The sequence below is a fragment of the Streptomyces sp. NPDC051051 genome (assembly GCF_040682975.1).
In the GTDB taxonomy this organism is placed as follows: Bacteria; Actinomycetota; Actinomycetes; order Streptomycetales; family Streptomycetaceae; genus Streptomyces.
Genome location: NZ_JBFBCB010000071.1, coordinates 12,934 through 27,629 on the forward strand (window position 1 = coordinate 12,934; position 14,696 = coordinate 27,629).

The window sequence follows — 14,696 nt, forward strand, 5'->3', positions numbered from 1 at the left end:
CTCCTTGACTTGAATCGCGGTTCAAGTCGCAGCCTGGTCCTCATGAAGATCCATCACCTGGTCCGTGACCACGGCGACCGGGTCGAGGTCTTCTCCGCCCACGGCCCCTGGGAGCCGGCCCGCCGCCAGAGCGGGTGAGCCGACGCCGACCCGGTGGCCGGGCAACCGAGCTCATGACAGCGCGAGTTCGGCGGCTCCGCATCCGTGGAGCCGCACCCGTCCGGCCGGCCTCCGGGCGGGACGGCGGACGCGGTACCGCCGGAGCGGAGGACTTTGACCGCATCGATGACAAAGTATGGACATGACAAACGGAAGTCCTTTAGCTTTGCGGCGGAACCCGCAGCCCCTACCGCGGTAGACCGGAGCGACATCCGGCACGGTCCGGTCCCCAGTCCAGGAGGACCAATGCGCCAACGCCTGTTCCCCCGGGCCCGAAGACTCCTCGTTCCGCTGCTGACGTCGGCCGTCCTCGCCGGCGGCGCCCCGGGCGCCCCGACCGCCGCCGCCGCACCCGCCGACATTCCGCAACAGGAGCCCGGAGTCACGCTCCGCGTGTACGACGTGCAGACCCCGCTGGACAGGATCTGCACCCTCAAACCGGGGCAGACCCCCAACCACGACAAGCTCATGCCGACGATCGACTGGTCCACGACCGCCGACTTCGGCGGGTTCGACGACCACTTCGTCACGGAGGCCACCGGCTACCTGGTCGCCCCGCGCGAGGGGTCGTACGCGTTCCGGCTCACCAGCGACGACGGCTCACGGCTGGCCCTCGACGACGCCACCGTGATCGACCACGACGGACTCCACGGCGCCGAACCCAAGGACGGCACCGTCCACCTCACCGCCGGGCCGCACCCCCTGCGGATCGACCACTTCGAGCGTGACGGCGGGCAGGAGCTGCGGCTCGCCTGGAAACCGCCGGGCGCCGACGACTTCACCGTCGTACCGCCCGAGGCACTGAGCACCGACGCCGGTGTCGTCCGCGTGACGGCACCGGGGCGCAAGGAGTGCGAGGCGAGCGGCGACTCCCCGGGCGACGGCCTGCCGCTCACCTCCGTACGGCCGGACCTCACGCTCACCGACCTGCGTCCCGAGGGTTTCCAACCCCAGGTCAGCGGCATGGACTGGCTGCCCGACGGACGTCTCGCCATCAGCACGTGGGGCGGCAGCGGCAACACCGCCGGAGAGGTGTACCTGCTCGATCACGTCACCGGTGCGACCAGCCGCGACAAGGTCACCGTGAAGAAGGTGGCGAGCGGGCTGCGCGAACCCATGGGCGTCAAGTACGCCGAGGGCGCGCTGTACGTCTCGCAGAAGCACGAACTGACCCGGCTGGTCGACCGGGACGGCGACGAGGTGACCGACGAGTACCGTACGGTCGCCACCTGGCCGTACGGGGGCAACTTCCACGAGTTCGCGTTCGGCCTGCTGTACCGCGACGGCCACTTCTACGTGAACCTCTCCGTCGCCATCGACCTCGGCGGCGCGACCACCACACCGCAGCCGGCGCCCGGCCGCGGAACCACGTACAAGGTGAACGCGAAGACGGGCCGGATCAGCCCCGTCGCGGGTGGTCTGCGCACTCCCAACGGGATCGGATGGGGCCCGGACGGCGGTCTGTTCGCCACCGACAACCAAGGCGGATGGCTGCCCTCGTCGAAGCTGGTCCAGATCCGGCAGGACCGCTTCTTCAACCACTACACCGAGCCCTCCGGCCCCTTCGAGGACGCCCCAGTCACCCAGCCGGTGCTGTGGCTGCCGCAGAACGAGATCGCCAACTCCCCTTCCACCCCTCTGTACTTGACGAAGGGACCGTTCGCCGGGCAGATGCTCATCGGCGATGTCACCTACGGAGGTCTGCAGCGGGCCTACCTGGAGAAGGTCAAGGGCGCCTACCAGGGCGCCGTCTTCCGCTACACGCAGGGCCTGGAGGCCGGGGTCAACCGCATCACCACGGGCCCCGACGGAGCGGTCTACGCCGGCGGCCTGGGCGCCGACGGCAACTGGGGCCAGGAGGGCAAGCTCAGGTTCGGCCTGCAGAAACTGACCCCCAACGGCGGCAACACCTTCGACATCCGGACCATGCGGGCCGTACCGGGCGGATTCGACCTGACGTACACCCAGCCGCTGTCCGCCGAGACCGCCGAGAACCTCGCCGGTCACTATCGGGCCGAACAGTGGCGCTACACGCCGACGGCCGACTACGGCGGACCGAAGATCGCCGAACGGCGGCTCTCCGTCCGCTCGGCGACGCTCTCGCGCGACGGCCGCACCGTCCGGCTGCTGCTGGACGGCCTGAAGCCCGGCCACGTGGTGCACGTGCGTTCCCCGCGTCCCTTCGCCTCTGCCTCCGGCGAGACGCTGTGGAGCACCGAAGCCTGGTACACGCTCAACGCGACGCCCGGTGAGCAGCCGCCGCCCGCCACCCTCTACGAGGCCGAGGAGGCCCGGCTCACCGGCAGGGCGGGGATCAGCACCGACCACGCCGGCTACTCCGGCAGCGGCTTCGTCGACCGGTACGCCACCGAGGGCAAGGCGGCCACGACGTTCGACGTCACGGTCCCGAAGGCCGGCACCTACGACGTGAACCTGCGCTACTCCAACGGCCCGAACCCCTTCCAGGGCACCAAGTCCCTCTCGCTGTACGCCAACGGGGAGAAGGTGCGGCAGACGCCGCTCGCCTCCACCGGGGACTGGGACACCTGGTCCACCCGGACCGAACGCCTGACCCTGAGAGCCGGACCCAACACCGTCTCCTACCGGTACGACCCCGGCGACACCGGACACGTCAACCTCGACCTCATCACCGTGCACCCCCAGGGCGCCGCCGTCACCCTCTTCGACGGCACCGCCGCCTCGCAGGACCGGTGGCAGCACACGGACGGGCGGCAGACGGCCTGGCCGCTCGCCGGGGAGGCGTCGATGGAGGTGTGCTGCGGAGACATCCGGACCAAGGACGCCTACCAGGACTTCGCCCTGCACCTCGAGTTCCGCGTCCCGCTCCTGCCCCCGGACGTGACCGGCCAGGACCGCGGCAACAGCGGCGTCTTCCTCCAGGACCGGTACGAACTGCAGATCCTCGACTCCTTCGGTGACGCCTCCCCGGACACCGACGAGGCCGGGGCGATCTACCTGAAGAAACCACCCGACGTCAACGCGGCGACCGCGCCGGAGACCTGGCAGACGTACGACATCGTCTTCCGCGCCGCCCGCCACGACGCCGAAGGCCACAAGACCGCCGACGCCCGGGTGACGGTGGTGTGGAACGGCACGAAGGTCCACGACGACATCACCCTCGACGGTCCCACCGCCTCGGGCCGGCCCGAGACCGCCGCGGCAGGGGCGATCCGGTTGCAGGACCACGGAAACAAGGTCCGGTTCCGCAACATCCGCATCCAGCCCCTGACCTGACCTGACCTGACCCGGCCTGACCTGACCCGACCTGGCCCGGTCCGACGTCGAACCCCGGCGAACCGCAGTCGGCGGCAGGAACCGCCGCCGGCCGCGTGGCCGGGGACAGGACACGCGGCCGCACCGGGTGCGCCGGTCGGTGCGACGCCGACCGGGCCGCCCGGCGCCGGCCGCGCGCGGGTGATCGTGACCTGCTCCGGCCGCAGAAGCCGACGCTCAGGCCGCGCCGTCACCGCAGGGGACTTCGGCCGCCTCGTCCGGTCGGTGGATTCCCGGCTCCGGCCACGCGAGAATGCAGGCCTGCCGCAAGGTGTGCCGCCGTACCGCGGTCCGGCGGTGGCCGCCTTCCTCCCGCTCCACGAATACGAGGCCCCGACGACCGCTCCCCGCCGTTCCCTCGTCGCTCGCGCGGCCGCGTTCCGCGAGATGGCCGACCAGACCCGCATCGGGCGGCGCTCGGTACGCCGGCGTGCGGAGGGGATGACCGCGGTGGACGTCGCGCAGGCCCTCGAGGACGCCCGGTTCCTCGCACGCCAGGAGGCCCGGCACGAGCCGGTGACCGACGACGAGCGCGGCCGGGCGGAGCTGGCGGAGTGGGAGCGCCTCGAGCGGCTGCTCGCCGCCGCCGCTCCGAACACCGTCTACGGCCCGGACCTCGACGACGTAGTCCAGGCGGAACTCGCCGCCGAAGCCGCGGCCACGACCGCCCGCGATGCCGCTTTGCGCGCAACCGCTCGGAGCGCGGTCGGCGCCGACGGACTCCGGGCGCCGAGCGAAGACAGCACGTCGGAGCAGACCGGGCAGACCCCGCGGGGGCGACGAAGCCGCCCCTGACCGGCCGGCCCGCCACGGGGCGGACCTTGCCCCGGGGCCGACGCCGCGTCACCGCCTCCCGCACACCGGGACCGGTGGGCCAGGTCGCACCGGCCGGACCTCAGCCGCCTGTCGCCGGACGGGTGCGGACGACGGCCTGATCGCCGTGGGGTCCGAACAGGTGCAGGATCTCGACCGCTTCGGCGCCGGCGGGGCCGAACCAGTGCGGTGTGCCGGTGTCGAACTCGGCGACTTCGCCGGGCCGGAGGACGGTGTCGCGGTCCCCGAGGACGAGGCGGAGCTCGCCGGCGAGTACGTAGAGCCATTCGTAGCCGGAGTGGGTCACCAGTCTCGGCTCGCGGGGTGCGAGCACCTGTTTGAACACCTGGACGCGGCCCGGGTACTGCGTCAGCGGGACGAGGACGTTTCCGCGCTCCCGGCTCCGGGGCGCGAGATGGACCCGGGGATCGCCGGTGGCGGGGGCTGCCACCAGCTGGTCCAGTGCGACGCGGTGGGCCCGGGCCAGCGGGACGAGGAGGTCGAGGGTCGGGCGCCGTCGACCCGATTCGACCCGCGACAGCGTGCTCACGGAGATTCCGGTGTCGCGCGCGAGGGTTTCGAGCGTCAGCCCGCGGTCGCGCCGCAGGGCACGCAACCGTGGCCCGATGCCGTCGAGGAGTTCTGCGAGTTCGGCGTCCATGCGGTCATTTTGCGGCCTCCGCAAAATTCCTGGGCCCGGACCCGCTCCCGGCCCGAGTCTGAGCGCAGCCCATCCCGTACCGAAGGGGGACCCTCCGTGCTCACGACATCCCTGGCCGCTCCGCCCGCCCCGCCGGGTGCGCGCCGGCGCTGGACGGTGCTGGCCGTCTGCGCGCTCAGCATGTTCCTGGTGGGTGTGGACACCACCATCGTCAACGTGGGCCTGCCGGAGATCGGGCACGGTCTCGGCGCGGGCACCCGCGGGCTGGAGTGGGTCGTCGACTCCTACACCGTGGTCCTCGCCAGTCTCCTCGTCGTCTCCGGAGCGCTCGCGGACCGCTGGGGACGCCGCCGGGTGTTCCGGTACGGGCTGGTCGTCTTCGGCCTGGCCTCCCTCGCGTGCGCCCTGGCCCCGTCGCTCGGTGTGCTCGTCGCCGCCAGGGCCGTCCAGGGGGTCGGGGCGTCGATGCTGAGTCCCGTGGCCCTGGCGATCGTGGTGAACGCGATGCCCGACCGGCGGGAGCGGGCCCGGGCGATCGGCGTGTGGGCGTCGGTCTTCGGGCTCAGCATGGCGGCGGGCCCGGTCACCGGCGGCGCGCTCATCGCCGCGTTCGGCTGGCGTTCGGTGTTCTGGATCAACGCACCGGTCATCGCCGTCACCCTCGTCCTGGTCGCCGTGTTCGTGCCGGAGTCCCGCGCCGCGCGCGCCCGGCGCCCGGACTGGCCCGGGCAGGCACTCCTCACCGTGGCGCTCTGCCTTGTCGTCGGGGTCCTCATCGAAGGACCCCGCATCGGCTGGGCCTCGCCCACGGCGCTCACCGGGTACGCCCTGGTCACGGCCGCGGCGACCGGGTTCGTCCTGGTCGAACGGCGGCGTGACGAACCCCTGGTGGACCTCGGCCTCTTCCGCCGGCCGCCCTTCGCCATGGCGGTGCTCGGCGCCGTGACCGTGTTCGTCGCCCTGAACGTGAGCCTGCTCCTCAACACCCTCCACCTTCAGCACGCCCGGGGCTGGACGCCACTCGCGACCGGTGCCGCCACCCTGCCCATGGCGCTCGGGGCCACTGTGTGCGCGCCCTGGTCCGGCAGCCTGGTGGGACGCCTCGGACCGCGGCGTCCGCTGCTCGTCGCGGGCGGGTTCACCCTGGCCGGCGGTCTGTGCCTGACCACCCTCGACCAGGACACGAGCGTGTCGCTCATCCTCTTCGCCCACCTGCTGATCGGCATCGGATTCGGCTTCGCCAACGCCCCTCTCACCAACACCGCGGTCAGTGGACTGCCGGCGTCCCGGGCCGGTGTGGCAGGGGCGATCACCTCCACCGCCCGTCAAGTCGGCGCGGCGGTCGGTGTCGCCGTCGCCGGGGGACTGGTCGCCGGCACCGGCCCGGCCGGCCTCGCGACCGCATCGCGACCGGGATGGCTGATCGTGTCGGCCTGCGGACTCTTCCTCTTCGCCGTGGCCCGCGCCTCGCGGCCGACGGCGGCAGACACCCCGTAGGCGGAGGGCGCTTCCCCCTCCCACGGGACGGGCACCCCGGATCTGCCGACGCCGCGAAGCCGCGCACACCGCCGCGCGACAGGAGCCCTCACCGCAGGCTGTAGAAGTGCAGTGGCGAGTTCGGTTCGAAGCCGATGCGCGGGTACACGGGAGCGCCGGCGACCGTCGCGTGCAGGGTGGCGCGGGTCAGTCCGGTGGCCCGGGCGCCTTCGTGAAGCGCCTTGCGCGTCACGGCTTCCCCGTAGCCCCTGCGCTCCCACCGCGGGTCCGTCGCGACGAGGACGACGAAGAGGCGGCCGTCGGCCTCCACCGCCCCGGCGCACGTGACCGGGACGTCGCCGCGCAGGCCCAGGTAGGCGTGCACCTTCTCCTTCCACAGCGCGGAGCCGGCGAGCCCGTCGCGGCCGTGTTCCAGGGGGAAGCCGTAGGCGCGCGAGTTGAGGTCCGCGTAGGAGCGCAGCTGTTCGTCGGTGCGGACACGGACGAACGTGAGTTCCGGGTGGGCCGGCTCGGGAAGGGGGAGCAGGTCTCCGGCCATACCGGTGCCGGGGAAGGCGTGGGCGAGCCCCGCCCGCTCGGCCGCGGCCGCGAGGTCCGCGCGCGCCCCGGCGTCGACGAGGTCCTCGAAGAGCCACAGAAAGCCCGGGTGCTCCTTCGAGCGCATGATGTCCGCCGCCTCGGCCAGGCGCTGTTCCAGGAGTGCGGCACCCACCCCCACCTCGGTCAACGTGACGCAGTTCCAGAACGCGAAGCGGCAGTCGGCCCAGCGAACGGCGATCCCCGGAAGATCCCGCACGTCGGCGTCCGCGTCCCGGTCGAGCACCATGGTCCGCCAGACCGTGGCGAGTTGCTCCATCGATTCGACAGAGGCAGCAGCGCGAAGTGTCACCTTGGCTCCTTCGATCGTCGGGTGCTCCGTACACCGTCACACAGGACAACGACCGGCCGTCACACAGGACAACGACCGCGACCCGTCCGCCGGAACGGGGCGGGTGTCCCGGCGAAGCCGCGCCGGGACACCCCCCTGCGGCTCCTCGGACGTCCGCCACCCGCCGGCCCTGTGCCCGCGCACCGGCCGCCTCGCCGCCCGCCCGACGGCAGGGGTCAGCGCCGGCTGCGGGCCTCCTGCGCCCACTTCTCGACGACGGGCACACAGGCGTCGGCGAAGTACTCGTAGTCGCCCGGCGTGTTGTAGACGTGGGCGGACAGGCGCAGGTAACCGGTTCCCCCGAAGCTGGTGAAGGCGGCCTCGACGCCCAGCTCCGCGGTCGCCCGGTCGCGCAGGGCGTCGGCCTCGATCCGGCTGGTTCCCAACCCCTCCGGCAGCCGGACCAGACGCATCCCCGGCACGGGCATCCCGACGTCGACCGGCCCCGCCGGGCCGCCCGACGCCTCGAACGCGTCCGCCACCACCCGGGCACCGTACTCCGCCAGTTCGTCCATGTACCCGCGGGCGGCGTCCCAGCCCCAGGTGCCCTCGACGAAGTCCAGTGCCGCCGGAGCCGCGAGGCAGCCGGTCGCGTCGAGCGTGCCCTGCTGGTCGAAACGGTCCGGGAAGGGTTCGGCGGCGTTCCAGGAGTCGATCAGCGGATGCAGTTCCTCGCGCAGCGGACCGCGGGCCACGAGAGCGGCGGTGCCCCGCGGCGCACACCCCCACTTGTGGAGGTTGCCGACCCAGGCGTCGCAGACCAGACCCTCCAGGGGCGCGGCGAGCAGACCGGGGGCGTGCGCGCCGTCCACGAGCAGCGGGATGCCGCGCCGGGCCGCCTCCTCGCCGACACGGCCGGCCGGCAACAGCCGTGCCGTGGCGGAGGTGATCTGGTCCAGGACGATGAGCGCGACCCGCTCGTCCACCTCGGACAGCACCGCCGTGCACGCCTGTCGGGCGTCGGCGTCGAGCGGTACGCGGGCGGTGCGCACGCGTCCGCCCCAGCGCCGGGCGAGCCGCGCGGCGCCCATGGTGACGGCGCCGTAACCGTGATCGGTGACCACGACGTCGCCGCCCGGACGCGCGGTGAGGGCGGCGTACACGACGCTCGCGCCGGCGCTCGCGTTGGGCACGACCGCCAGATCCCGCGCCGGTACCCGGAGGTGGTCGGCGAGCGCTGTCCGGGTGGCGGCGATCCGGCCGGGCAGCCGCGGGAACCAGACGACCGGGGCCCGCTCCATCTCGTCCCGCAGCGCGCTCTGCCGCTCCTGCGCCACGCGGGGGACCGCCCCGAACGATCCGTGGTTGAGGTGCCGCATCCCGGGATCGAGGGTCCAGGCCGATGCGGCGTCCCGGCCGTCGGCCAGCAGCAGGGGACGGGGCGGGGCGGGTGCGCGGGTCTCGGTCACGTGAATCCTGACGTCGGCGGCCGGACGGCCGTACGGCCGGGACGCGCGTCACGATACCTACGCCTCGCAGTCGTCCGGCGGTGGGGGAGACGGTGATCGCAGGCCCCGCTGGAGCGTGGGGGGCGCCGACGAGGACGCGGCGGGACGGGACTGCCGCGCGGCGCGCAGGATTTCGCGCAGGAGGGCGACGGCCGGTGGGAACTCCGTGTCGGTGATGTTGCCGTAACCGAGGCTGCGAGCTGACCGCCGAGCAGCGCGAACGCCTGGACTCCGCCGTGTGAGCCGTCCGTACCCGCGCGTCGCGCCCGTGTGCGCGGCGGCCCCGGGCGGCACCCGTGCCACGGGGCTGCCGCAGGCCGGTCCGTCAGGGGGAGGCCGTGACGGGATCGTGGAGTGCGGGTTCGGCGGTGTGGGCGTCCGTCCCGGTGCGTGCCGCGCGGACGGGCCGGCCGCAGTGAGGCGAAGGCCGCGGCGAGGTGACGACGGCGGTGCCGGACCGCCGGCGACCTCGCGGGCGCTCACCGGGCCACTGGTGATTCAGCCGATGGCGCCCGCGTCCCGCCCCATGACTCTGGTCGGGTCAGGCACCCACCACCCCGCACCCCTGTCAGGAGACCCCATGCGTCGTCGTTCCCCACGTCGCCTTCTCGGCGTTCTCGCCGCCGCCACGGCCGCACTCACCCTGTTCTCCTCGGCGTCGACGGCCGGCGCGGCCGACTCCGCGACCACGACGGCCCGCACCGCCGCGGCGCAGTCGTCGGACACGGCCGCCGGAGTGCTGTCGACCAGCACGCCCGTCGTCTTCGTGCACGGATACACCGGCGACGCGTCCAACTGGGTCACCGCCATGAGCGTCTTCCGGCTCAACGGCTGGGACAGCTCCGACCTCTTCGCCTACGAGTACAACTCCTACGGCAACAACATCACCAACGCCCAGGGCCTCGCCACCTTCGTCGACAACGTGAAGGCGCGGACCGGAGCGAGCAAGGTCGCGATCGTCAACCACTCGATGGGCGGCCTGGTCAGCCAGTACTACCTGAAGGTGCTGGGCGGCAACACCAGCGTCAGCCACCTCGCCTCGATCGCCGGCGCCAACCACGGGACCACGTACGCCGGCGCCTGCCTGATCTACACCACGTGCCAGCAGATGTACCCGGGCTCCTCGTTCATCTCCCAGATCAGCTCGGGCGACGAGACGCCGGGCACCACCAGGTACGCCACGTGGTACTCGGCGTGCGACGGCATCATCCTGCCGTACACCAGCACCCGGCTGGACGGCGCGACCAACAACAACGTGCTCTGCCAGACCCACATCGGGTTCCTCGCGGACACGGTCGTGCTCGGCCAGATCGCCCGCTTCGTCGCGTCCTGACGCGTCGCGCGATCGCGCCCCCGGTCGTCGACGGCCGCCCGTGAAGCGGACCGCGCTCGACACGCCTCGTTCCCGGCACCCGCCGGGGACGAGGCGTTCGCGGGTGTCCTCCCGGCTCAGTGACCGACCCGGAAGGTCGCGTCCTGCCGGTCCGTGGCCGTGGCGGGCGGGTCGATGCGCAGCACGTAGTTCGAGTGGCGGATGTAGCGGGTCGGGTGGTTGTACGACCGGAACGACGCCCAACTCGCGTCCGCCAGGCCCGCCGTGCGGTAGAAGGTGGCGTCCGCCGCGAACGCCGACGTGCCGTCGGGGACGTCCAGCCGGAGCTGGTAGGCGTAGTGGCGCAGGTAGCGGGTCGGGTGGTTGACCGACTGGAAGGAGACCCCCGCGCTGTCGGCGAGGCCGGGGACGAGTCTCCACTGGGAGTCGGCGGGCGGGTCGACGGGGTACTCGTCGATGCGGCCCACGTGGTCGGCGTGGCGGACGTAACGCGCCGGGTGGTTGTAGGACTTGAGGCGGTTCCAGGTGGGGGCGCCCCACTTGGCGACGAGGTTGTCGTACTGGGCGGCCGTGATCGCCGTGATGCCGCAGTGCTTGGAGTTGAGCGGCTGCGTGTAGGTCCGCTGGTCGAGCGCCGTCCAGGTGCCCGACGAGAGGTCGGTGGACTGCCAGACGTAGAAGACCCCGTTGGGGGTGTAGGTGTCCCCGTACAGGAACCAGGTGTTCGAGGTCAGGGACTTGACGAGGGTCGGCGCCTCGGTGCCGCCGTGGGCGACGCCGGTGGTGAACTCCGTGAAGCTGCCGGGGGCGAGGGAGGTGGACCGCGCTCCGACGAGCGTCTGGTTCTTCTTGAAGTAGAGGTGGTTGACGCCGTTCACGCCGACGGCCATGTCACCGTCGATGACGTCGTAGCCGGGGTCGAAGAAGACCTGCGGGGCGGAGGCGGTGAGGAAGTCGGTCGTGTAGTTGACCATGATGACGTTGTGGCCGCTGGAGTCGACCGCGGAGTAGATCACCGCGTACTGGCCGCGGCCCGCGTCCCAGAAGGCCTCGGGCGCCCAGGAGTGCGTGTTCATGTCGTGCAGCTTCAGCCGGTGGTAGCCGGTGAAGGTGCGCAGGTCGGTGGAGTACCAGACGTGGATGTACTGGCTGACGTAGTTCCAGTCCGTGCCCTTCAGATCGGTGGCGAGGACCACGAAGGTGCCGTCCTGCTTGCGCAGGACGAACGGGTCGCGCAGCCCGAGCGCGCCCTCGGTGGGCGTGACCACCGGGTTGTTCTGGTTGAGCGGCATCCAGTTCAGGGCGTCCGTGCTGACGGCGAGATGGAGGCCGTAGTCGGTGCCCTCGCTCAGGGTGGTCGACTCGGTGAAGTAGGACATGACGTATGCCGAGTCGGCCGCGCGGGCGGTGCCGGCTCCGAGGGTCAGCGCGCCGGTCACGGCGAGGGGCGTCGCCGCGGCCATGCCGAGAACATGACGGCGGGAGGGGCGGGGGTGGGGGTTCATGCGTTCTCCAAGGGGTGTGCGGGGCCCTCAGGACGACGTCAAGGGAGAAGGGGGGGCAGGAGTGGAGTGGAAGATCTGGCCGATATGTCGAACATGGTTCGGGAAGCCGGTCAGAAGGTAGGGCGTCACTCCCTGCGCGTCAATCACCCCGGTCGTCATTGGTGCTTCCTGTGCGCTCGCGCCCCACCCGGAAGCCTTCGCGGAGCGCCACGAAGCCCCTGGGCGAAAGGGGTCGAAGCCCCTGGGGGGACGGGCCGTTGACGCCGTAGTCTGCGCGGGTGACCACCGTTCCCGTGGACCGTCTTGCGCGTGCGTGCCTCTCCGTCGGCGACCTGGTCGCCGGGATCCGCCCCGAGCAGTGGGAGGCGCCGACGCCGTGCACCGGATGGAACGTGCGCGATGTGGTCCGCCCTCTGGGCGGCATGGACCTGGTGTTCGCCGCCGTGATCGAGGACGGCCCGATGCCCGAGGTGAGGGGCGGACCCCCTCGGTGGCGACCCCGTGGCGGCCTACCGGGCCTCCAGTGCCGCCCTGCGGGCCGCCTTCGCCGGGAGTGGAGTGCTCGAGCGCGGTTTCCGCAGCCTCCTGGGGAGTGCCACGGGCGCGGAGCGCCTGCAGATCCGCCTGTACGACCTGCTCGCTCACGGACGGGACCTCGCCCGGGCCGCCGGGGTCCCTGCCCGGCGGCCCGAAGACCTGGCGGAGGAGTCCCTGGCGTTCGCTCGGGACCGGCTCCCCTCCTCGTCGCGAACGGGTCGCTTCGCCGAGCCGCGACCCGTCGCGGACGCGGCTCCGGCCATCGACCGGCTCGCCGCGTTCCTGGGCCGGCCGGTGCCCTGGCGGCGGTGAGGGCGGCATCCGGTCGGCCTGCGGGCCGAGTCCCGCCCGTGTCCGGGTCGTTCACCCGCCGGGTGGGCGGCCCCGTGCCCGGACCGCGTGTCAGCGTGCGGGGGGCGCGGCGTGCGGGCGGCAGCGTACGGCGAGGGCCGCGACGTCGTCATCGAGTCTGCCGCCGGCGTAGCGGAGCAGGTCCGCGTGCAGTTCGTCCAGCAGCTCGCGGGGCGGGGCCGCGTCGTGCCGGCGCACCCAGTCCGGCAGCGGGAAGAACTCGCCGGTCCGGTCACGGGTTTCCGTGACCCCGTCGGTGTAGAGCAGCATCTGATCGCCGGGGGAGAAGGCCACGGTGTCGACGTGATAATGGTCCCCGAGGAGCCCCGAGAGATTGAGGGGCGTGGAAGGGCGGGTGGGCTCGAGGACGTCGATCTGCCCGCTGCGCACGAACACCGGCGGTGGATGCCCGCAGTTGAGGATCCTGACGCGCCCGCCGCCGTCCGGGATCTCGGCGATCAGGGCGGTGGCGAAGTGCTCCGGCTCGTCATCGGCGGGGATCGCGGCGCTGTAGCGGGACATGGTGATCTGCAGGCGGCGGACCAGGTCCCTCAGGTCGGGCTGGTCGTGCGCGTTCTCCCGGAAGCAGTTGATCACCGCCGCGGCCGCCCCCACCGCTGACAGGCCCTTGCCGCGCACGTCGCCGATGAGCAGGCGGACCCCGTACGGAGTGTCGGCGACCTCGTAGAAGTCGCCCCCGATCCGGGCCTGCTCCTGGGCCGCCCGGTACAGCGACTCGATCTCGATGTCGTGGAGGCGGTGCGGCAGCGGGCGCAACAGCACTTTCTGCGCCGCGTCGGCGACGAGCCGGACCTGGAAGAGCGTCTCCTCCCGCTGGAGTCGCAGATGACTCGCGTAGGCGGCGGCGAGGGTGACGGCGGCGATCGCGGCAACCGTGTACGGCGTCCCCAGGTCGGAGTGGACGAAGCTGAGGCCGATCATGATCAGAAGGCACGACGTCCCCAGCAGGACCGTCGGGAGAACCGGCCACACCGCGGCCGCGAGGGCGGGTGCCGCGGGCAGGAGGCGGCTGAAGGCGATCTCCCGAGGGGTGGAGAACGCCAGAGCGGTGATCAGGAGGGTGACGAGGACCGGGGACAGCAGTACGGCCCGGCGTTGCCCGCCGCGAGGAGGACGGTGACGGCGTCTGGGCCGTACTGATCTGATCATGAATTCGATGATATCGGGACAAAATGGGCGAACATCGGTTCGTCGCTCGTCCGCCGCTCCCGCGCGCCCGGCCGGACAGCGGTGGCCGCGGTCGAGGCCTGGTCGTCGCGTGCGGCCGATGCGAGGTGACGGGGCACCTCACGGCCTGTCGTCGCGGAGGCGCCCGGTCAGACCCGTTCCAGGGGCCGGTGCGGCCCGGTGGGAAGCTCCACCGTGATCACGTCGCCCGGCCGCACCACGCCGCCCTCCTTCACGACGCTCATGATGCCCGCCTTGCGCACGACGCTCCCGGCTTCGTCGCGGCCGACGACCTGCTTGAGCAGCCCTTCCTCGAAGCGGTCGATCTGCAGGCAGGGATTGCGCAGCCCCGTCACCTCCAGCACCGCCTCGCCGATGCGCAGCAGCGTGCCGACCGGCAGGCCGAGCAGATCGATGCCACGGGTGGTGATGTTCTCGCCGAGGTCACCGGGTGCCACCGTGAAACCCGCCGCACCGACCTCGGCGAAGAGCTCCTCGTGGAGGAGGTGGACCTGGCGCAGGTTGGGCTGGGTGGGGTCCTGCGCGACCCGTGACCGGTGCTTGACGGTCACGCCTGCGTGCACGTCACCCTCCACGCCGAGCCCGGCGAGCAGGGTGACACTGTCCCGGTTCGGCTTGGTGAACGAGTACTCGCCGTTGCTGCTGACCGCCGTAACCGTTCCGTTCATCCCCGGAGCCCCCTCCTCGACGACCATGACCGGCTACGACCCTAACCGTCGGACGCCCGAGGCGCAGTGGCCCGGTCCGCCGCGGCCGGCCCGGTGAGCCGTTCTGCGGAAAACTCGGGGAATGGTTGTGGGGGTCGGGGGTAGGCGGGTGTTTGCGGGGAGGACGAGCCGGCGACGACGGACCGGTGGTGTCTTGGCTGATCGATTGGGAGGGGCACATGATGACGACGACCGTGCAGGCCGCTGGGACGGTGGACGTTCCGGAGATCGCTGACCCTTCCAAGGTGGCGCCG

11 protein-coding genes and 1 pseudogene are annotated in these 14,696 nt (G+C 72.3%); 6 read left to right on the top strand and 6 right to left on the bottom strand.

The genetic code is table 11. The features are described 5' to 3' along the window. The first annotated feature begins 405 nt into the window (after positions 1-405). The gene (locus tag AB0N31_RS33385; RefSeq protein ID WP_366062251.1) at positions 406-3,414 is read left to right on the top strand and encodes a family 16 glycoside hydrolase; all 3,009 of its coding nucleotides are present in this window, start codon (positions 406-408) and stop codon (positions 3,412-3,414) included. A gap of 336 nt (positions 3,415-3,750) precedes the next feature. Beyond that, positions 3,751-4,248, top strand: coding sequence for a hypothetical protein (locus AB0N31_RS33390; RefSeq protein WP_366062252.1), 498 nt, complete (start codon positions 3,751-3,753; stop codon positions 4,246-4,248). A 100-nt stretch (positions 4,249-4,348) separates the two neighbouring features. On the opposite strand, the gene AB0N31_RS33395 is transcribed toward AB0N31_RS33390, so the two are convergent. Continuing rightward, a complete protein-coding gene (locus tag AB0N31_RS33395; RefSeq protein ID WP_366062253.1) occupies positions 4,349-4,927 on the bottom strand; it encodes a helix-turn-helix domain-containing protein in 579 nt (192 codons plus the stop codon). A gap of 96 nt (positions 4,928-5,023) precedes the next feature. On the opposite strand from AB0N31_RS33395, the gene AB0N31_RS33400 reads away from it, so the two are divergent. Next, positions 5,024-6,424 carry an MFS transporter gene (locus AB0N31_RS33400; RefSeq protein ID WP_366062254.1) on the top strand — a complete coding sequence of 467 codons (1,401 nt, stop codon included), beginning with the start codon at positions 5,024-5,026 and terminating at the stop codon, positions 6,422-6,424. 88 nt (positions 6,425-6,512) lie between these two features. On the opposite strand, the gene AB0N31_RS33405 is transcribed toward AB0N31_RS33400, so the two are convergent. Continuing rightward, entirely contained in the window at positions 6,513-7,280 is a 768-nt protein-coding gene (locus AB0N31_RS33405) for a GNAT family N-acetyltransferase (RefSeq protein WP_366062261.1), read from the bottom strand. A 248-nt stretch (positions 7,281-7,528) separates the two neighbouring features. Beyond that, on the bottom strand, positions 7,529-8,761 hold the full coding sequence (locus AB0N31_RS33410) for an aminotransferase class V-fold PLP-dependent enzyme (RefSeq protein WP_366062255.1): 1,233 nt from the start codon (positions 8,759-8,761) through the stop codon (positions 7,529-7,531). 619 nt (positions 8,762-9,380) lie between these two features. Between AB0N31_RS33410 and AB0N31_RS33415 the strand changes: the two genes are divergently transcribed. Beyond that, complete coding sequence (locus tag AB0N31_RS33415) at positions 9,381-10,133, top strand: alpha/beta fold hydrolase (protein ID WP_366062256.1); 753 nt, start codon at positions 9,381-9,383, stop codon at positions 10,131-10,133. A gap of 116 nt (positions 10,134-10,249) precedes the next feature. On the opposite strand, the gene AB0N31_RS33420 is transcribed toward AB0N31_RS33415, so the two are convergent. Continuing rightward, positions 10,250-11,638 carry a glycoside hydrolase family 43 protein gene (locus AB0N31_RS33420; protein ID WP_366062257.1) on the bottom strand — a complete coding sequence of 463 codons (1,389 nt, stop codon included), beginning with the start codon at positions 11,636-11,638 and terminating at the stop codon, positions 10,250-10,252. A gap of 293 nt (positions 11,639-11,931) precedes the next feature. Between AB0N31_RS33420 and AB0N31_RS33425 the strand changes: the two are divergent. Next, positions 11,932-12,093 (top strand): annotated as a pseudogene (locus AB0N31_RS33425) (maleylpyruvate isomerase N-terminal domain-containing protein); the annotation flags it as partial. 46 nt (positions 12,094-12,139) lie between these two features. Next, entirely contained in the window at positions 12,140-12,487 is a 348-nt protein-coding gene (locus AB0N31_RS33430; protein WP_366062258.1) for a hypothetical protein, read from the top strand. 90 nt (positions 12,488-12,577) lie between these two features. Here the strand turns inward: AB0N31_RS33430 and AB0N31_RS33435 are convergent, their stop codons facing one another. After that, positions 12,578-13,696, bottom strand: a complete 1,119-nt coding sequence (locus AB0N31_RS33435) for a PP2C family protein-serine/threonine phosphatase (RefSeq protein WP_366062259.1) — start codon at positions 13,694-13,696, stop codon at positions 12,578-12,580. Positions 13,697-13,863: 167 nt separating this feature from the next. Next, the gene (locus AB0N31_RS33440) at positions 13,864-14,403 is read right to left on the bottom strand and encodes an MOSC domain-containing protein (protein ID WP_366062260.1); all 540 of its coding nucleotides are present in this window, start codon (positions 14,401-14,403) and stop codon (positions 13,864-13,866) included. Between the last annotated feature and the right edge of the window lie 293 nt (positions 14,404-14,696).